Source organism: Citrobacter sp. U14242 (genome assembly GCF_046555775.1).
Taxonomy (GTDB): Bacteria; Pseudomonadota; Gammaproteobacteria; order Enterobacterales; family Enterobacteriaceae; genus Citrobacter.
The window spans coordinates 32,644-50,884 of sequence record NZ_JBKGLW010000011.1; the positions used below are offsets into that span (position 1 = coordinate 32,644).

15 protein-coding genes and 1 tRNA gene are annotated in these 18,241 nt (G+C 49.1%); 6 read left to right on the forward strand and 10 right to left on the reverse strand.

All coding sequences use genetic code 11. The features are described 5' to 3' along the window. Positions 1-1,230 precede the first annotated feature (1,230 nt). A complete protein-coding gene (locus ACLJXE_RS18245) occupies positions 1,231-4,005 on the forward strand; it encodes an ATP-binding protein (protein WP_410751617.1) in 2,775 nt (924 codons plus the stop codon). Between the two features lie 737 nt (positions 4,006-4,742). Here ACLJXE_RS18245 and ACLJXE_RS18250 read toward each other — a convergent pair. Beyond that, a tRNA-Phe gene (locus ACLJXE_RS18250) sits at positions 4,743-4,818 on the reverse strand. A 105-nt stretch (positions 4,819-4,923) separates the two neighbouring features. Continuing rightward, the gene (locus ACLJXE_RS18255; protein ID WP_410751618.1) at positions 4,924-5,631 is read right to left on the reverse strand and encodes a DUF554 domain-containing protein; all 708 of its coding nucleotides are present in this window, start codon (positions 5,629-5,631) and stop codon (positions 4,924-4,926) included. A gap of 469 nt (positions 5,632-6,100) precedes the next feature. On the opposite strand from ACLJXE_RS18255, the gene ACLJXE_RS18260 reads away from it, so the two are divergent. Then, positions 6,101-8,236 (forward strand): ornithine decarboxylase, encoded by a 2,136-nt coding sequence (locus ACLJXE_RS18260; RefSeq protein ID WP_410751619.1) that lies wholly within the window; start codon positions 6,101-6,103, stop codon positions 8,234-8,236. A 95-nt stretch (positions 8,237-8,331) separates the two neighbouring features. Here ACLJXE_RS18260 and ACLJXE_RS18265 read toward each other — a convergent pair whose 3' ends face one another. The 4 genes from ACLJXE_RS18265 to mutY form a co-directional block, all read right to left on the reverse strand. Beyond that, the gene (locus ACLJXE_RS18265; protein WP_410751620.1) at positions 8,332-9,588 is read right to left on the reverse strand and encodes a nucleoside permease; all 1,257 of its coding nucleotides are present in this window, start codon (positions 9,586-9,588) and stop codon (positions 8,332-8,334) included. A gap of 209 nt (positions 9,589-9,797) precedes the next feature. Beyond that, the gene (mltC, locus tag ACLJXE_RS18270) at positions 9,798-10,880 is read right to left on the reverse strand and encodes a membrane-bound lytic murein transglycosylase MltC (RefSeq protein ID WP_410751621.1); all 1,083 of its coding nucleotides are present in this window, start codon (positions 10,878-10,880) and stop codon (positions 9,798-9,800) included. 94 nt (positions 10,881-10,974) lie between these two features. Beyond that, positions 10,975-11,250 carry an oxidative damage protection protein gene (locus ACLJXE_RS18275; protein ID WP_012135077.1) on the reverse strand — a complete coding sequence of 92 codons (276 nt, stop codon included), beginning with the start codon at positions 11,248-11,250 and terminating at the stop codon, positions 10,975-10,977. 28 nt (positions 11,251-11,278) lie between these two features. Continuing rightward, entirely contained in the window at positions 11,279-12,331 is a 1,053-nt protein-coding gene (mutY, locus tag ACLJXE_RS18280; RefSeq protein ID WP_410751622.1) for an A/G-specific adenine glycosylase, read from the reverse strand. A gap of 160 nt (positions 12,332-12,491) precedes the next feature. Between mutY and trmB the strand changes: the two genes are divergently transcribed. The 4 genes from trmB (at position 12,492) to ansB (ending at position 15,542) form a co-directional block, all read left to right on the forward strand. Next, positions 12,492-13,211 (forward strand): tRNA (guanosine(46)-N7)-methyltransferase TrmB, encoded by a 720-nt coding sequence (trmB, locus tag ACLJXE_RS18285; RefSeq protein ID WP_286629517.1) that lies wholly within the window; start codon positions 12,492-12,494, stop codon positions 13,209-13,211. Continuing rightward, positions 13,211-13,537, forward strand: coding sequence for a YggL family protein (locus ACLJXE_RS18290; RefSeq protein WP_260861586.1), 327 nt, complete (start codon positions 13,211-13,213; stop codon positions 13,535-13,537). Before trmB ends, ACLJXE_RS18290 begins: the two co-directional genes overlap by 1 nt. Before the next feature lie 49 nt (positions 13,538-13,586). Further along, positions 13,587-14,306, forward strand: coding sequence for a DUF2884 domain-containing protein (locus tag ACLJXE_RS18295; protein WP_410751623.1), 720 nt, complete (start codon positions 13,587-13,589; stop codon positions 14,304-14,306). Between the two features lie 189 nt (positions 14,307-14,495). Next, entirely contained in the window at positions 14,496-15,542 is a 1,047-nt protein-coding gene (gene ansB, locus ACLJXE_RS18300; RefSeq protein ID WP_286629519.1) for an L-asparaginase 2, read from the forward strand. Positions 15,543-15,651: 109 nt separating this feature from the next. Here the strand turns inward: ansB and hemW are convergent, their stop codons facing one another. From hemW to ACLJXE_RS18320, 4 genes are read right to left on the reverse strand one after another with little or no spacing between them, the layout of a single operon-like run. Next, the gene (gene hemW, locus ACLJXE_RS18305) at positions 15,652-16,788 is read right to left on the reverse strand and encodes a radical SAM family heme chaperone HemW (RefSeq protein WP_410751624.1); all 1,137 of its coding nucleotides are present in this window, start codon (positions 16,786-16,788) and stop codon (positions 15,652-15,654) included. Further along, the gene (locus tag ACLJXE_RS18310) at positions 16,781-17,374 is read right to left on the reverse strand and encodes an XTP/dITP diphosphatase (protein ID WP_410751625.1); all 594 of its coding nucleotides are present in this window, start codon (positions 17,372-17,374) and stop codon (positions 16,781-16,783) included. Before ACLJXE_RS18310 ends, hemW begins: the two co-directional genes overlap by 8 nt. Before the next feature lie 7 nt (positions 17,375-17,381). Further along, positions 17,382-17,672, reverse strand: coding sequence for a DUF167 family protein YggU (gene yggU / locus ACLJXE_RS18315; RefSeq protein ID WP_271441195.1), 291 nt, complete (start codon positions 17,670-17,672; stop codon positions 17,382-17,384). Further along, the gene (locus ACLJXE_RS18320; RefSeq protein ID WP_286629522.1) at positions 17,669-18,235 is read right to left on the reverse strand and encodes a YggT family protein; all 567 of its coding nucleotides are present in this window, start codon (positions 18,233-18,235) and stop codon (positions 17,669-17,671) included. The genes yggU and ACLJXE_RS18320 overlap by 4 nt, the downstream gene beginning before the upstream one ends. Between the last annotated feature and the right edge of the window lie 6 nt (positions 18,236-18,241).

Below are 18,241 nucleotides of genomic sequence, written 5' to 3' on the forward strand. Positions count from 1 at the left end.
TGAGGGGAAAGAAGAATCGACATTCTCCGGTCTGTCTCTGGTCTTCCCCGCAGTTTTCCCGGTGAAATTCCCGAAAACGGGAGGTGAAAAAGCGTTGCGCCATAACGGTTTAACTGATCATCCCCCGATTCCCCGTGAAAATGACGCTGGGGTAGAATTGAATGAAAGAGATTGGTATTCGATTAACTGAAAGATACTGATAACAAATGATCCATATGAATAATATATAAGTGAATATGTATGTGAAATCAGTTGTTAAATATCATGCTGCTATGATTAATCTCAATAACCCTAACGAATTGAGATGAGTGTTAATGATTAATGTGACTGCAAAAAATATCAATCTCGCTAAGTTTCCACGTTTACAGGAGTCCATAACATAAATAATTTACGATGAGTTATAGAATTTATTAAGATATATTGTGAAAGCATTTCCTGTCAGAGTTATCCTTTTTGATGGTTTAGTTATGGTTCTTATTTAAGATGAGTTTGTTAAATTTTATAAATGCACGTAACGATACAAAATATATAAATTCACTCAGGAGTAATCATTTATCTACGCACTATAAAAATTAAGCGGGAAAACGGGAGATTTGGATCAAAACGTTGGTATGCAAGGGATGTGTCGATCTCTCTGGCGGGAAAACTGCGGAGGAATTGCGGGGCAGTGGCGGGGGAAAACTTCCCTGTTGATGCTGATAAGTCTTTCTGGTTGGCTCTTGCTTACATTATGAACAGTGTTAGTCTGACAAAAATCGGTGAGCGTGACAAAGATAGTATTTTTTGCAGTTTCAGGTGAAGTCTTATGGGTTGAGTGATTTCGGCTATGCTTCCGACATATTAACACGCTACATCGGTAACAATGTCAGCGCTTGGCTCGGAGCGAATAAGCTAACGAAGCTGAAGGCACCTTACTGTCCCTATTAATATTCAGTAATCTGTCAACAAAAGACCTTCAAATCAATAAGGCTATTTGTCAAAAATAGGCACTCACATTGAGCCCCCTCGCTTACGCTTGTACCGTACAGTACCGCTGACACATTTTCACCTATAGCATGTATCAAAATTGATCAGTCGGGTTATTATACTGCCATTGTTTAGCCGTTGGGCTGCGGATGATTGATGTGGACCGCTACCCAGCCCGGAAAATAATTCTTGGTTAAGCTGGTATGTTTGCCCTAGCGGTTCACGATAACGACAGATGAAAAAACTCATGGAGGCGAAAAAGTTATGCAGATTAGAGATCCACTAGTAGAACTACATGAAACAACACTGTACAAATATCTAGTATCGCTTGATCAAGAATACTCAGAACGAATCTCGAAATTTGTCCTCGAAATTGCACCATTAATGGCAACGATTGAAACTTACTTTCCTTATTATACGCGGCATGATGCACATCACGGTTATCAAGTTGTTAAAAGAATGGCGCAATGCTTATTGCCTTCGTGTTTCGATCGTTCAAAACCAGAATCATTGACTGCGCAGGAAGTTTTTTTATTGATTGCCGCTGCGTATGCGCACGACTTGGGCATGGCTGTATTTCCGGGTGAAGAACAATCTCTTAAAATAAAACTTGGTCTGTGCGACACACCAACCTGGAAAACGAACGAGAACCTTCAAAGTTATCTGAGGATAAATCATTCCAGCAGGGGGGGAGAATACATCGAAGAAAATGCTGAAAGATTTGGCATTCCCCGCAATTTAGTTGCTGCACTAGACTTGCTTATGAAAGCTCATAACTATTCTATAACTCAACTAGAAAGAGAGTTGCAGCGTCCGTTTGCGACTGGTCAAAAAGAAAGCGATCTAGCTCAATTGGCTGTAATTGTTTGTGTTGCAGATGCTATAGAATTCAGTGATACGCGAGTGCTCGATGGTGTATTCGATAAAATTGGAATGGATAAAACCTCTGCCGCACGTATTTCTTATGCCGAAAACATGAAACATGTTTGTACTGGTGACAGTCTAGCAGTAACCGATGACGGCCGCATTATTGTCAGCGGCGCATTTCAGGATGCCAATATTCTCGCCCTCGCTCATCGTACCTTTGATCAGATGGAAGAGTGGATTCAGGGATACAGTGATATAGATCACCGTTCCAAATATAGAAAGCTGAAGGTAAGGGGAGAGCCTTTCCAGCGCGACTTATCATTTAATAGAGGAAACTTCCAACGCTTGGGAGTAAGGCTCAATAAGCGTAGTGTGATCGACTTGATCGCTTCCAATGCAGTTTGGCGAACCCACCAAGGTATCGCATTACGTGAGTTAGTACAAAACGCAGTTGAGGCATGTCGCTATAGAAGCCATCACTCTGCGCCTGCAGATAAGTATCAACCGGAGGTACGCATAGTTTTTGATAGGGAACAGCATACTGTAACTGTTAGCGATAATGGATGTGGTATGTCTGAGCGAACTGTTCTTAATAACTTTCTAACTGTTGGAAGTAGTAGATCCCGCGAACCATCGTATATAGAAAGTGACTATGCTCCGATTGCTCGCTTTGGCATTGGTTTTTGGTCAGTATTTACTATTGCTGATGTGGCTAAAGTAACCACAACTGCATTTGAAAGCTACAGGGGCTTACCAACCAAGGCTGCGAATGCTCAAGGCTTTGAGTTTGATGTTCAGCTAACTGAACTAAAGGATTTCACGGTTTTCTCACCCACTGAAAGAGCCTGTGGAACGACTATAAAATTAAACCTAAAATCTAACGTAGTTATTGATGAAGTTTTTACTGAACTAAAAAAATTTCTTCTTTGCTCAATGATTCCTTTGACTATAGTTCTAGACGAAACAGAAGAAAGGATTGATAGTAATATTCCTCGCATAGACGAAGTTGCGCTGTTTGGTGTGAGGCGACTTAAAGCTAAACAGCTTGGAATAAGGATTTTTGATTACTCCGCAAACTCAGCCGATGTGTTTGTTTCCTATGGTTTTGCATACAGAGAAGACGGCGAATCTATAACATTCATGGCGGAGCCTGGTAGTCCAATGTTTAGTGTGAAAGAGGATTTTCATGCGAGTCAGTCCGCAGTGTGTGGGTTCTCGGTACCATTACGAATTACACCGTTATGCATAGATTTGGAAAGGATCGGTATCTATAAATTAAATACCACTACACCTCGAGGCTTTGAATTTTCAATAGATAGAGGGCAGTTGAACAAAAATGAAGCTGTTACGAATTTTATTGAACATGCTAGAAATATTATTCATGATGGCTATCGGGAATTTCTTAAAAAAACAAACTCTTATTATCCAGAGGCGATTAACCGCTTGCAGAGAGAGGCTGCATCCGGAGGCGGGAGCGTATACGACCAATTCACTGAAATGGAACTAGCTTCCGCCAAGTCTAACTATCCAGATCTGATTTGCATAGGACTAATTCCTATTACTCAGGATCAGAGCTTTAACCAAGCAAAAGCCAATACAAAATATGTAAACCTAGATCAGTTATCTGCATTGAAGGGCATTGTCTGGTGCTTGCAAGCACAGCGTGGACAGTTCAATTCTAAAGGGAGACAGTATTTTCCTATTGAATCTCCAGAAGTACTTGAATTTACCTATGCTTGGGTAAAAAAACAGCAGCAACACTTATCAGAAAATATCCCACTATACATCACGCAACCAGACCGAAACTTCTCCCTTTTATTTGACAATGACAACACTTCATACACCCATGTCACCTCATTGCCACATGAGCTTTGTTTTCTCGCTGTCAACTTAGAAAGAGTTAACTATGCGGAGATGGCCGCTGATATCATTCCCAACATTGGAGGGAAATGGGCCGGCACTATTTATTGGCGAAATTTTGATGTGGAAGATAAAAAGCCTTATCTGTTTCTTGGTAGGCATCGTGTCCTAGTTAAACCCGAAACTAAACTCCAGGCACATCTTAAATCTCTCGCTGCCGATGCACGAATATCAGCTATAGCTGATATCATTAGGCTTCTTCAAGAAGATGAGGCTGGACACATGCCTGAAGCATTAACAGGATTGCTTTAGAGCGCTAACTAACTTCCTTCGGTGACACTTGTATCTTAGAGATCCGAACTAGTCTTGGTAATTAAGGGGTAAATAATTACTCAGATAGCAATCCCAGTCGAACTATACAATACGGCGAAATGTTATAGTTTCGCCTTTTTATGCAATATGAGCCGTCCCGGTTATCTTATATATCTAACGGCCAACCATGCGAAAAGAGATCTCTGTCAAGGTCCGCTCCTGGCACGGAACGAACCTTCATTGACGCTATGCCAGACCTAAATTGCTGCTCAGCAGGGATATTAACGCCGCCTTTACTTCACTTACTGGAGGCGTAGCAGTGGCTGGGAAAAGTTGGTTGACGGAGGGCTGATAACTGATTTTATTGAGAACCGTGAGCAAGGCCGGGAATCCTTTCCGGGATTGTGAGGGGGTGAGCAAGCCTACCGGCGCGGTAGTGTTTTGCACACATCCGAAGTGAAGCGATGCTGCTTTTTTCTTCTGACCGGACAAAGACCGGATGCTGCCTTGGTGTGATCAATTCACCAGCAGGTATACCGGCTGGAAATAGTGTTTATTGGCAGCGTGAAGATTAGCAGGGGTTGGCACAGTGACCGGAAGGGTAGGGCGTCGCTAAAGGGAGATGCTCAGGCTGGATGGAAGAGGCCGAGTGGCGGTAACTGTGGCTAAGACGACCAGAAATCTACCGGAACCCCAGAAAGCAAAAAACCAGCCCGTAGGCTGGTTTCTTTAAATAGTGGTGCCCGGACTCGGAATCGAACCAAGGACACGGGGATTTTCAATCCCCTGCTCTACCGACTGAGCTATCCGGGCAACGAGGCGCATTAAACCCGATTCACCTCGTTTCGTCAACGAAATTTCTTCAAATCAATGCAGACTGCACAATCTATCACCACATTGCTGGTATTGCACGCATTCTCAGGCAAAAAATGCCGTCCATGCTGCGGAAAGCGGCATTGCCAGTAGCAGCGCGGGGAGCATATTCACCACCGCAAACATTTTGATTCCACAAATACGTAGACCTGTCGCCAGCAACAGCAGTCCGCCTACCGCACTGAAATCGGCCATCATGGCTGGGGTTGTCAGCGGTAAAATCAGAGCCGCGCAGGTGGCGAGCGTCAACTGGATTGCCAGCATCGGTACACAAATGGCGGAGACCGCGATACCTAGCGAACAGGCGAAGATGATAGCGGTGAAGAAATCAAGAAACGATTTGGCGATTAAAATATTCGGATCGCCGGTCATTCCTTCATGCATCGCTCCGAATATCCCGGTACCGCTGGCGCAAAACAGTACGATGATGGCCACATAGCTTTGGATAAACGACTCATGTGTGGCGTTGGCATCCGACCTGCTGAAAAGCTGCTGCGCTTTGGCGACTGCTGTGTTGATCCATTTTTCCAGATGGCAAATCTCGCCAATCAGAGCCCCGACCAGCGTAGCCAGTACCATAACCGGTAAATTGGCGCACTTGATGACCAGTAAAATCCCAATGCCCAACGACGCCAGTCCGAAAATAGAGGTCATTGAGACTCGTATACGTTCTGGTAAATGCTGGCTGAGCAGTGTGCCGAGAACGCCGCCCAGTAAAACAGCGCTGGCATTCATAAAAGGTCCGATTACCACATAAGCTCCTGTATACCCGTTATCATATTGATGAAGAAGGCAATTTGTAATGTATATTTATGTTTTCAGATTGCATTATTATGACGCTATTGTCATGAGGAATGCCTGCTTATCTGTGCGCGATATGCATAGGATTTAATCTTGCGCACGAGGGGGAAAGGTGCCATGATTGCGCGAATTTTCTCCTGTCTGAATGGGGCTGCCTGGGATGTTATTATTCCCCCTACATCGCCTTCAACATCGCCTTTTTGCGCGACGTTTGCCCTTTCCTGCGATCTCTCTTCATTTTCCCACCATGCGGTGACGGCAGCGCACGCTCACTGCAGGATAACAGTAAAATCAGAGGCTATCTGCTTTTACTGATGTCTGGCGGTCGGGGCTGGTAACCAGTTTGACCTGTCATTTCGTGGGGCAAAGCCGTGTGGCTTTGTCCGGGGTTTTTGACTTTCCCGAAACGGGTTTTGCGCTTATGAAATCAATGAAAATTGCCGCCAGTGGTGAACTGGTCTCTCGTCTGTCTACCCATCGTCAGGTGGTATCACTGGACAGTACCGATTTTACTGATGTTGCGGCAGTCGTCATTACCGTTGCAGACAGCCGCAGCGGGATCCTGGCTTTGCTTAAACGCACAGGCTTTCATTTACCGGTGTTTATCTTCTCCGACGAAAGTATGGAAGCGCCTGCTGGTGTTGAAGCGGTCATAAACGGTCATGCACAGGACTGGCTGGAGCTGGAATCCGCCGCCTGTCGCTATGAGGACGATCTGCTGCCGCCATTCTATGACACGCTGACGCAATATGTCGAAATGGGTAACAGTACCTTTGCCTGTCCGGGCCATCAGCATGGTGAGTTTTTTAAGAAGCATCCTGCCGGGCGGCATTTCTATGAATTCTTTGGCGAGAACCTGTTTCGGGCTGACATGTGCAATGCTGACGTTAAGCTCGGCGATCTGCTGATCCATGAAGGGTCGGCAAAGCATGCACAAAAGTTTGCGGCTAAAGTCTTCCACGCCGATAAAACCTACTTTGTTCTGAACGGTACATCTGCAGCAAATAAAGTAGTGACCAATGCGCTGCTGACGCGTGGCGATCTGGTACTGTTTGACCGCAACAACCATAAGTCGAATCACCATGGCGCATTGATTCAGGCGGGAGCGACACCGATCTACCTTGAGGCGGCGCGAAATCCGTTTGGCTTTATTGGCGGCATTGATGAACACTGCTTTAACGAAGACTATCTGCGCCAACAAATCCGCGATGTTGCACCGCATAAGGCTGACCAGACGCGGCCGTTCCGCCTGGCGATTATCCAGCTTGGAACCTATGACGGGACAATCTACAACGCCCGACAGGTAATTGATAAGATTGGTCACTTGTGCGATTACATCCTGTTTGATTCCGCGTGGGTTGGGTATGAGCAATTTATCCCGATGATGGCAGATGGATCGCCGCTGCTGCTGGAGCTGAATGCTAACGATCCGGGGATCTTTGTCACCCAGTCGGTGCATAAACAGCAGGCCGGGTTCTCGCAAACCTCGCAGATCCACAAAAAAGATAACCATATTCGTGGTCAGGCGCGTTTCTGCCCGCATAAGCGCCTGAACAATGCGTTTATGCTGCATGCTTCCACCAGCCCGTTTTATCCGCTGTTTGCTGCGTTAGATGTGAATGCCAAAATCCATCAAGGTGAAAGTGGACGTCGGTTATGGGCGGAATGTGTCACGTTGGGGATCGAGGCGCGAAAAGCCATTATTGCCCGCTGTAAAATGATCCAACCGTTCGTTCCACCTGTGGTCGATGGCAAAGCGTGGGAAACCTATCCGACGGAGACCATCGCCAGCGAGCGTCGCTTCTTTAGCTTTGAACCAGGCGCTAAATGGCATGGTTTTGACGGCTACGCATGCGACCAGTATTTTGTCGATCCGTGCAAATTGTTACTGACCACACCGGGCATTGATGCACAAACCGGGAAATACACGGCGTTCGGCATCCCGGCAACGATTCTGGCGCATTACCTGCGTGAAAATGGCATCGTACCGGAGAAGTGCGATCTGAACTCGATTCTGTTCCTGCTCACTCCGGCAGAAAGTGCTGAAAAAATGGCACAACTGGTGGCTATGTTGGCGCAGTTTGAACAGCATATTGAAGATGACACGCCGCTGGCTGACGTGTTGCCGACAATCTTCAATAAGTATCCGGTACGCTATCGGGACTACACGTTGCGTGAACTTTGTCAGGAGATGCATTCACTCTACGTCAGCTTTGATGTGAAGGATCTGCAAAAGGCCATGTTCCGTCAGGCGAGCCTGCCGGTCGTGGCGATGAACCCGCAGGATGCTAACAGCGCCTTCATTCGCGGTGATGTTGAACTGGTTCGCATTTGCGATGCGGAAGGCCGTATAGCCGCTGAGGGAGCGTTGCCTTATCCTCCTGGTGTGCTGTGCGTGGTGCCGGGTGAAGTATGGGGCGGGGCGGTACAACGTTATTTTCTGGCGCTGGAAGAGGGCGTGAACCTGCTGCCGGGCTTTTCGCCGGAGTTGCAGGGCGTTTACAGTGAGACTGATGCGGACGGTATTAAGCGTCTGTATGGCTATGTCGTGAAATAAATAAAAGCCGGATGGCTCTAAACGCTTATCCGGCCTGACAACTGAAAACACGTAGGCCGGATAAGACGCCCAGGCGTCGCTATCCGGCCTAAAGATTAATGTGCGATAGTCTGCGTGCCAGCCGGAACGCGTACGTGTTTATATTTAAACAGTGCCACGAAAGCGAAGGCCAGAACCAGTGAATAGCCAGCGAAGATCAGCCACACCGTCTGCCAGTCAGTGATACCATTCAGCGTGTAGTACTCAACCACTTTACCGCTCACCAGACCACCCAGAATACAACCGAAACCGTTGGTCATCATCAGGAACATACCCTGTGCGCTGGCGCGGATTTCAGGACGTACCTCTTTCTCTACAAACACGGAACCCGAGATGTTGAAGAAGTCGAAGGCACAACCGTAAACAATCATCGACAGAACCAGCAGCACTGTGCCGAACGGAGTCGGATCGCCGTAGGCAAACAGACCGAAGCGCAGCATCCACGCCACAATACTGATAAGCATAACGTTCTTGATACCGTAACGGCTTAAGAAGAACGGAATGGTCAGGATAAACAGGGTTTCAGAGATCTGGGAAATCGACATCATCACCGACGCGTGCTCAACGATAAAGCTACCAGAGAACAGCGGGTTGTTATCGAAGCTGTGCAGGAAGGTATTACCGAACATATTGGTAATCTGCAATTCTGCGCCCAGCATCATTGAGAAGATGAAGAAAATGGCCATACGCTTGTTTTTAAACAGCGCGAAAGCATCCAGGCCAAGCATTGATGTCCAGCTCTGGTTTTTCTGCTGATTGGCAACCGGAATGTGTGGCAGCGTCAGGGTGAACAGGACCAATACGACGGATAATGTTGCGCCGATATAAAGCTGCATATGGCTCAGTTCAAAGCCAGAGAAGCTTACTGCCCACATGGCCAGAATAAAGCCGATGGTGCCCCAGATACGGATTGGTGGGAAGTCGGTAACAATGTCCATCCCGGCAGACTGCAAGCGATAGTAAGAGATGGTGTTGATTAACCCCAGTGTTGGCATATAGGCCAGCGAGTTAAGCAAAATCACAAAGAACATTGCCCCAGGCGTGGTCACCTCGGCAGCGGCGAACAGCGTTCCTGCACCGACCAGGTGACAAAGCGCATAAACCCATTTTGCACTGATCCATTTGTCAGCCACGATCCCTAACAGGGTCGGCATAAACACGGCGGCAATCCCCAGCGAGCTATACACTGCGCCGATGGATGCACCGTCGAATTTAAGGGTGACAAACATATAGGAGCCGAGGGTTGTCAGCCAACTCCCCCACAGGCAGAACTGCAGAAACGAGAGAACTTTCAGCTGCAGCTTAAGATTCATGTTAATTTCCTCACACCGTAATGCGGATGGATGTTTTAAAAGGCACATTTGCCGTTGCAATATGATGTGATTCTATCAATGAGAGACACTCTTTTTTTGTTAGCTGTGACAAATATTTGCAAACAATTTCTAATTGCAAAGCGAAATAGTGACGGAGTTAACACTTTTACCTCCTCTGCCGTGGGAACGACTGGCAGAGGAGGAGGGGATTATCGACGTCGATAGGTTTTCTGTGCGGAATTGACCTTGTAAAGATAGCGACGTGATTCTGCAGAGGGATGTCGCGTGGTCAGAGTTTGGTAAACGTCACCAGGTGACATGCTATTGATAATATTCGCGGCCTGAATTTTATCGTTAGAGAAAACGCGCAGCACGCTTCCCGCGCCGCCGTTATAGGCGGTGATGACCGCATAGCGACGCGAGGTTGGATTATCAATACCGCCCAGATAGACGTTGTTGAGCATCGCCAGATAGGCCGTACCCGTATCAATGTTGCTGGCTGGGTCGAACAGAAAGCTGCGGCTTGGGGTACCTGAGCGCCCCTGAGAACGGAACACATCTTTCCCGGCACTATGTTGTACTACCTGCATGAGTCCCAGCGCATCGGCATGGCTGACCGCATAGGGGTTAAAAGAGGATTCGGTCTGCATGATTGCCAGAATCAGCGACTCATCAACACCATACTTCCGTGATGCCTGACGCACCAGACCAACGTACTTATGTGCACGCTTATCAAGGTGGTTTGGTACCAAATTGATGGTCACGCTATAGATGATACGCAGCCCGTTGCTGCGGCTCTTCAGTCGTGTTTGTAGCAGGTAGTTGGCAAAGTTTGTGGCACGTCCCTCCCAGCGAATCGGTTGGCCGGTATTATCAACCACCTGTCCGTAGAGGAACGGTTCTTTGGAAATTTTGATGTCATCGACATCGGAATAGAGATCGATAGATCCCGGATCATCGCCCATCAGCAATGTCTTGATGATCGCCCGACGCAGGTGTCCGGCGGGATCTGTCCCGGCTATGGTCTCGACGGTGATGGTACCGTCATCGAAGTTGATATGGCTGCGGGTTTGATACTGATCGGTATACTTTACGTAGTCCTTCGGACCCGCAATCAGCACTTCCTTAAATCCCCACAGATTCTCAATGTTATGGGCAAATTGCCCCATCAGAATATCAAAACCGTTGGTATCCTTGACCCAGGCTTCATTATAGGAATCGCCTTTTTTGGTCGAACTGGAACAGGAGATGAGCAACGGCGCAATAACGGCAAGCGCGAGAAATTTTTTCATTATTCCGGGAGAGCGTGTTGTGTTTGTTGTGTCGTTTTGCCGGATGTCGGTGCGTACACCGTATCCGGCCTACGAGATTGTCAGCAATCGGTGCTTATTTTTTTTCTTCCGGCGTATAGCCTTCAATATGCACATCTTTGCCTTCAAACAGGAAGTTGATCATTTCCTGCTCCAGCAGTTTGCGGTGCTCGACGTTCATCATATTGAGTTTTTTCTCGTTAATCAGCATGGTTTGTTTATGCTGCCACTGCGCCCACGCTTCTTTAGAAATCTCGTTATAAATGCGTTTTCCCAGTTCGCCCGGGTACAGCTGAAAATCCTGACCTTCTGCTTCGCGTTGCAGGAAAGTGCAAAAAATTGTTCTGCTCATTAAAAAATCCTCTTTATCAACCGATACGTTAAATCTGCGTACCGGTGCGTAATTGCTGTAACAAACGCTCCACGGGAGCCGCCAGGCCGACTGACGGCGGTTGCGCTAAGTTATACCAGAGCGCGTTGCCTTCATCCATGCATGCGGTGAATGAGGACACGCGAAGCCACATAGGCACAATATCTAAATGGAAATGGCTAAAGGTATGGCGAAACGCATTAAGTTGGGTCAGATTATCTGCGTTAATTTGTCGTTGCGCCAGCCACTGACGAAGCCCATCTTCATCTTCAAACTGAGGAAAACAGTATAACCCCCCCCATAAGCCGCTTGGCGGGCGCTGTGCAAGCAACACGTCATCGCCTTGCTGCATCAGCAAAAAATAGCCGGTACGTTCTGGTAACGTCTGCCTGGGCTTTTTACCTGGGTACTGTGCCCAGCTTGCATTGGCGGTAGCCACACAGCCATTTTCTAACGGGCACAGGGAGCACTTAGGCTTTGATCGCGTGCAGACCATTGCCCCTAAATCCATCATTGCCTGATTAAAACGCTCAACGCCGCGGGCGGGTGTGACTTGCTCGCTCAGTTCCCACAGTTTCTTCTCGACCTCTTTCTTGCCTGGCCAGCCGCTGACAGCATAACAGCGAGCCAGCACGCGTTTGACGTTGCCGTCGAGAATCGGAAAATGCTGACCCAGAGAAAGCGAAAGGATCGCGCCCGCAGTTGAACGTCCAACGCCTGGCAACGCAGCCACTTCATCAAAGGTCTGTGGAAATATTCCACCATGCAGAGTGACCACCTGCTGCGCGGCTTTATGCAGATTTCGGGCACGGGCGTAATAGCCAAGGCCAGTCCATAAATGCAAGACTTCATCCAGCGGCGCATGGGCTAAATCCGTAACCGTTGGGAAGCGCGCCATAAAACGCTCATAATAAGGGATAACGGTCGCAACCTGGGTTTGCTGCAGCATGACTTCTGAGAGCCATACTTTGTAAGGCGTCTTGTCAATTTGCCAGGGCAACGTTTTCCGCCCGTATTTGTCGTACCAGCTCAACACCTGAGCTGAAAATTGAGACGCTAGCATGATTACCGTTTCATTATTGCCGGGGGCAAGATTGCAGCACAGAGGCAACGGGGTGTAAACCGGAACTTTCCGCGGCAGACTTTCTTCCTTTACTTGCATCCGGCAACTAACTTTGGATAATGCCCGTTTTCGGAACTCAAACACAGCAGACTAAACTTTTATGAAGAACGACGTCATTTCACCGGAATTTGATGAAAACGGCCGCCCTTTGCGCCGGATTCGTAGTTTTGTTCGTCGCCAGGGGCGACTGACGAAAGGGCAGGAACACGCGCTGGAAAACTACTGGCCGGTGATGGGCGTTGAGTTCAGCGAAGAGCCTGTGGATTTCACAACGCTGTTTGGTCGCGATGCGCCAGTGACGCTTGAAATTGGTTTTGGTATGGGAGCTTCGCTGGTGGCGATGGCGAAAGCGCGTCCGGAACAAAATTTCCTGGGCATTGAAGTCCATTCTCCGGGGGTCGGCGCGTGTCTGGCATCAGCCCATGAAGAGGGCGTCGAGAACCTGCGCGTAATGTGCCATGATGCCGTTGAAGTCCTGCATAAAATGATTCCTGACAATTCTTTATCTATGGTTCAGCTGTTTTTCCCTGACCCATGGCATAAAGCACGTCATAATAAACGCCGTATCGTTCAGGTACCTTTTGCTGAGCTGGTAAAAAGCAAGCTGAAGCTGGGCGGTGTGTTCCACATGGCAACTGACTGGGAAGCCTACGCGGAGCACATGCTTGAAGTGATGTCCTCCATTGACGGATATAAAAATCAGTCAGAGAGTAACGATTATGTACCGCGCCCACAATCGCGCCCGGTAACCAAATTTGAACAACGTGGTCATCGTCTTGGCCACGGCGTATGGGACTTAATGTTCGAGAGGGTGAAATAATGGCAAAGAACCGTAGCCGTCGTCTGCGTAAAAAAATGCACATCGACGAATTCCAGGAAGTCGGATTTTCGGTTGCATGGCGTTTCCCGGAAGGTACATCGGGCGAGCAGGTCGATAAAATCGTTGATGACTTTATTGATGAAGTGATTGAGCCGAACAAGCTGGCTTTTGACGGCAGCGGCTATCTGGCCTGGGAAGGTCTGATCTGCCTGCAGGAAATCGGCAAATGCACTGAAGAGCATCAGGCGATTGTCCGTAAGTGGCTGGAAGAGCACAAACTTGAAGAAGTGCGCACCAGCGAACTTTTCGATGTTTGGTGGGACTAAGTAGCACAGGGTCGGCAAATGCCGGCCCGATTTGTATTGAGGGATAGATATGATGCGCAAAACGCTGCTGGCGGCGGTCCTGACGTTCACGGCGATGGCCGCACATGCAGATTATCAGTGCAGCGTCACCCCACGTGACGATGTGATTTTGAGCCCGCAAACGGTGCAGGTGAAAGGCGAAAACGGCGATCTGGTTATCACGCCGGCGGGTAACGTCACCTTCAACGGCAAACAGTACACCCTGACTGCTGCACAGCGTGAGCAGGCAAAAGATTATCAGGCGGCATTGCGAAGCAGTCTGCCATGGATTGATGAGGGAGCCAGAGCGCGCGTGGAAAAAGGACGCGTGGCGCTGGATAAAATCATCGCCAAAGAAGTAGGTGAAAGCAGCAACATGCGCGGCCGCTTAACCAAGCTTGATGCGCAATTAAAAGAGCAGATGAATCGTATCATCGAGCACCGTACAGACGGTCTGACCTTCCATTATAAGGCAATCAATCAGGTGCGAGCTGATGGCCAACAGCTGGTCAATCAGGCGATGGGCGGTATTTTGCAGGATAGCATTAACGAAATGGGCGCTAAAGCTGTACTCAAAGGCGGTGGTAATCCACTGCAGGGCGTGCTCGGTAGTCTGGGCGGTTTGCAAACGTCAATTCAGAATGAGTGGAAGAATCAGGAACAAGACTTCCAGCAGTTTGGCAAAGATGTTTGCGCACGCGTCGTGATGCTGGAGGATAACCGTAAATCCCTGGTTAGCACTCTGAAATAATATTCACCTCTTTTTAACGGCATAGAAACATTTCTGTGCCGTTTTATTTTGTGTTTATCTTCGTTTTTGATATCCATCTCTAAGAATAACAATTTCATGGAAATATAAATCTGGTTAATTGGATTGCGTCACATTATTCATCTGTGGGATGGACATAATGCGGCAAATTCACGTAACTGGAGAAATAACATGGAGTTTTTCAGAAAGACGGCACTGGCAGCACTGGTTATGGGGTTCAGCGGTGCAGCGCTGGCATTACCCAATATCACCATTTTAGCGACTGGCGGGACGATTGCTGGTGGCGGTGATTCCGCGACAAAATCTAACTACACGGCGGGTAAAGTTGGTGTAGAAAACCTGGTAGATGCAGTGCCCCAGCTGAAAGACATTGCGGTAGTGAAAGGTGAGCAGGTAGTGAATATCGGCTCTCAGGATATGAATGACGACGTCTGGTTAACACTGGCGAAGAAGATCAACACTGAGTGCGATAAGACTGACGGATTTGTGGTCACTCATGGTACGGATACCATGGAAGAAACCGCGTATTTCCTCGATCTGACCGTGAAGTGCAACAAGCCAGTTGTGCTGGTGGGGGCAATGCGTCCATCAACCTCAATGAGCGCCGATGGCCCGTTCAACCTGTATAACGCAGTGGTAACAGCAGCGGATAAAGCCTCTGCCAACCGCGGCGTACTGGTGGTGATGAATGACACCGTCCTGGATGGTCGTGATGTGACCAAAACCAATACCACTGATGTAGCGACCTTCAAATCCGTTAACTACGGTCCGTTGGGTTACATTCATAACGGTAAAATCGACTACCAGCGTACGCCTGCGCGTAAGCACACCACATCGACTCCGTTTGATGTTTCTAAGCTGACCGAGCTGCCGAAAGTGGGGATTGTTTACAACTATGCGAATGCTTCCGATCTGCCGGCAAAAGCGCTGGTTGATGCCGGTTACGCCGGGATCGTCAGTGCGGGTGTAGGTAACGGTAATCTGTATAAAACCATTTTTGACACGCTGGCAACTGCCGCGCATAAAGGTACGGTAGTCGTACGTTCATCCCGTGTACCGACTGGTGCTACTACCCAGGATGCAGAAGTGGATGATGCGAAATACGGATTTGTGGCTTCAGGCTCGCTGAACCCGCAAAAAGCGCGTGTTCTGCTGCAGTTGGCGTTGACCGAAACCAAAGATCCTAAGCAGATTCAGGAAATGTTTAATCAGTATTAATAGCTGAAGGTGGCTGCGTCCTGGCCTTTCGTAGACCGAATAAGGCGCAGCCGCCATCCGACAAATTGCCTGATGACGCTACGTTTATCAGGCCTACGTTCACCAGCTATCACTCCGCCAGGAACAGCTCCAGCAGCGAATTCAAAAACAGCTTACCGTGCTGGGTAATCTGCCAGTACTCATCGCACTCGCTCAAATAGCCCTGCGCGATAGCCTCTTCAATCTGTTGACGAATAACATCTTCGCGAAGCCCGGTATATTGCGTGAATTCAGCGCGTGGTGCGGCTTCCAGTAACCGGAAACGGTTCATAAAGAACTCGAACGGCTTATCGGCTTCAGCGACATCACGCTGGCTTTCTAAGTAGCGTCCTTGCATATAGCCGCGTGGATGCCGCGTTTTGGTGGTGCGCAGGATCCGCCCGTCCGGGAAGGTGACTTTACCGTGTGCGCCGCAGCCAATGCCAAGATAGTCACCAAAGCGCCAGTAGTTCAGGTTGTGCTGACACTGATAGCCCGGCTTAGCATAGGCTGAGGTTTCGTACTGTTGATACCCGGCGGCGGTCAGCAACCGGTGGCCTTGCTCAAAAATATCCCACAGCGCGTCATCGTCTGGTAATACGGGAGGACGAGATCCGAACAGCGTGTTGGGTTCAATAGTCAGTTGATACCAGGAGAGATGCGGCGGATTCAGCGCGATAGCTTGCTGCAAATCGCCCAGCGCCTCCTCCAGCGTTTGGTCCGGCAGACCGTGCATCAGATCGAGGTTAAAGCTACGTAGCCCCAGACCATTCGCCAGGTGCGCGGCACGTTTGGCTTCTTCTGGTCCGTGGATACGTCCCAGACGTTCGAGCTTGGCGGAGCTAAAGCTCTGTACACCAATAGATATCCGGTTGACCCCGGCGCGTTGATAATCGACGAAACGATCGGCTTCGACGGTTCCGGGATTGGCTTCCATCGTGATTTCTGCATCTGCCGCCAGATTCAGGCGTGCACGCACGCCGTCCAGCAGCGTTTGCATCGCCGGGCCAGAGAGCAGGCTCGGCGTGCCACCACCAATAAAGATCGTCTTTATTTCACGTCCCTGAGCGTGCGTCACCTCGGTATCCAGATCGCTCAGCAGATGTTGCACGTAGTCGTCATGTGGAACTTCGCCCTTCAACGCATGCGAGTTGAAATCACAGTAGGGGCATTTCTGCACGCACCACGGGATGTGAATATACAGACTCAGCGGTGGCAGCTTAACCATTACGCAGGGCGTCCAACAGCAGCTTCAGCGCCTGTCCGCGGTGGGAGATCGCACTTTTCTCCTCACGGGGCAGTTCTGCCGCGGTTTTCCCTTCAGACGGCACAAAGAAAATAGGATCGTAGCCAAAACCACCGGTACCGGCAGGTTCGCGGGTGATTACGCCCGGCCAGCTTCCGTGGCAAACAATAGGGGTCGGATCATCTGCGTGGCGCATATAAACCAGTACGCAGTGGAATTGCGCCAGGCGCTTCTCGTCGGGCACATCCTGCAAAGTATGCAGCAACTTTTCCAGGTTCTGTCTGTCAGTCGCATCTTCACCAGAATAGCGTGCTGAATAGATACCTGGCGCGCCGCCCAGCACGTCTACCGCCAGACCGGAATCATCGGCAATAGCAGGAAGCCCGGTGATTTGCGCGGCATGGCGCGCTTTCAGAATGGCATTTTCAATAAACGTCAGGCCGGTTTCTTCAGCGGAATCAACGCCAAGATCCGTTTGGGCAACGACATCAAGGCCGAAATCGCTCAGAAGAGAGGCGAGTTCACGCACTTTACCGGCATTGCCGGTTGCGAGGACAACTTTTTGCATGGGATACCTAATCAGTTAGCGCCGCTATTTCTGGCGGGATCTGTTGCGGATGAATAATTTTAACCTGTTTATGACGGCCAAGCTCGCCCTTCTCAATGACGATCTGACTTTTCGCTACGCGGAACTGTTTACCGAGAAACTTCACCAGATGGCTGTTCGCTTGCCCGTCGACTGGCGGGGCAGTAATGGCGACTTTTATTTCGTCGCCATGTAAACCCACAATACTGTCACGGCTGGCTTTTGGCTGAATGTAGAGCCGTAAAACCAGACCGTCATCGCAGGGTGTCACGGCACTCATAGCGCCATCCACAGCCCCGGCAGCAACATATTGCCCGTCGCCTGTAAAACTTCCGCGATCCCCATGTTAATGACATAGAGCAGCAGAACCAGGATCATCGGAGAGAAATCGATCCCACCCATGCCCGGAAGGATACGACGGATAGGACGCAACAACGGGTCCGCCAGTTGAATCAGTACGTACTCCACAGGGCTGCGGCCCTGGCTGACCCAGCTCATGATTGCCATCACTAATAGCACCCAGAAAATCAGCAGTCCGATTGTTTTCAGGACGATCAACACCGCGGCGATCCAGATGATTGGCTGGAACGTCACCACTTTGAACAGCACGATGGCCTTGATAAAGCTGAGAATTAATGCCACCACTAACGATGCGCTGTCAATCGGCCCCATCGGTGGAATAATGCGGCGTAACGGCCCAATAATGGGCTGGGTGATTTTCACAATAAACTGTGAGAACGGGTTATAAAAATCGCAGCGAGACCACTGCATCCACACGCGCAATAGCAGCGCCATGGTATACAGCTCAATTACCGTTGAGAGCAGGAAGGTCAACGTATTCATGGTGTT

Excerpts from the sequence above, each read along its gene's own strand:
- ACLJXE_RS18245 (WP_410751617.1), top strand. The coding sequence starts at position 1,231 with ATGCAGATTAGAGATCCACTAGTAGAACTACATGAAACAACACTGTAC.
- ACLJXE_RS18260 (WP_410751619.1), top strand. The coding sequence starts at position 6,101 with ATGAAATCAATGAAAATTGCCGCCAGTGGTGAACTGGTCTCTCGTCTG.
- ACLJXE_RS18265 (WP_410751620.1), bottom strand. The coding sequence starts at position 9,588 with ATGAATCTTAAGCTGCAGCTGAAAGTTCTCTCGTTTCTGCAGTTCTGC.
- mltC (WP_410751621.1), bottom strand. The coding sequence starts at position 10,880 with ATGAAAAAATTTCTCGCGCTTGCCGTTATTGCGCCGTTGCTCATCTCC.
- ACLJXE_RS18275 (WP_012135077.1), bottom strand. The coding sequence starts at position 11,250 with ATGAGCAGAACAATTTTTTGCACTTTCCTGCAACGCGAAGCAGAAGGT.
- mutY (WP_410751622.1), bottom strand. The coding sequence starts at position 12,331 with ATGCTAGCGTCTCAATTTTCAGCTCAGGTGTTGAGCTGGTACGACAAA.
- trmB (WP_286629517.1), top strand. The coding sequence starts at position 12,492 with ATGAAGAACGACGTCATTTCACCGGAATTTGATGAAAACGGCCGCCCT.
- ACLJXE_RS18290 (WP_260861586.1), top strand. The coding sequence starts at position 13,211 with ATGGCAAAGAACCGTAGCCGTCGTCTGCGTAAAAAAATGCACATCGAC.
- ACLJXE_RS18295 (WP_410751623.1), top strand. The coding sequence starts at position 13,587 with ATGATGCGCAAAACGCTGCTGGCGGCGGTCCTGACGTTCACGGCGATG.
- ansB (WP_286629519.1), top strand. The coding sequence starts at position 14,496 with ATGGAGTTTTTCAGAAAGACGGCACTGGCAGCACTGGTTATGGGGTTC.
- hemW (WP_410751624.1), bottom strand. The coding sequence starts at position 16,788 with ATGGTTAAGCTGCCACCGCTGAGTCTGTATATTCACATCCCGTGGTGC.
- ACLJXE_RS18310 (WP_410751625.1), bottom strand. The coding sequence starts at position 17,374 with ATGCAAAAAGTTGTCCTCGCAACCGGCAATGCCGGTAAAGTGCGTGAA.
- yggU (WP_271441195.1), bottom strand. The coding sequence starts at position 17,672 with ATGAGTGCCGTGACACCCTGCGATGACGGTCTGGTTTTACGGCTCTAC.
- ACLJXE_RS18320 (WP_286629522.1), bottom strand. The coding sequence starts at position 18,235 with ATGAATACGTTGACCTTCCTGCTCTCAACGGTAATTGAGCTGTATACC.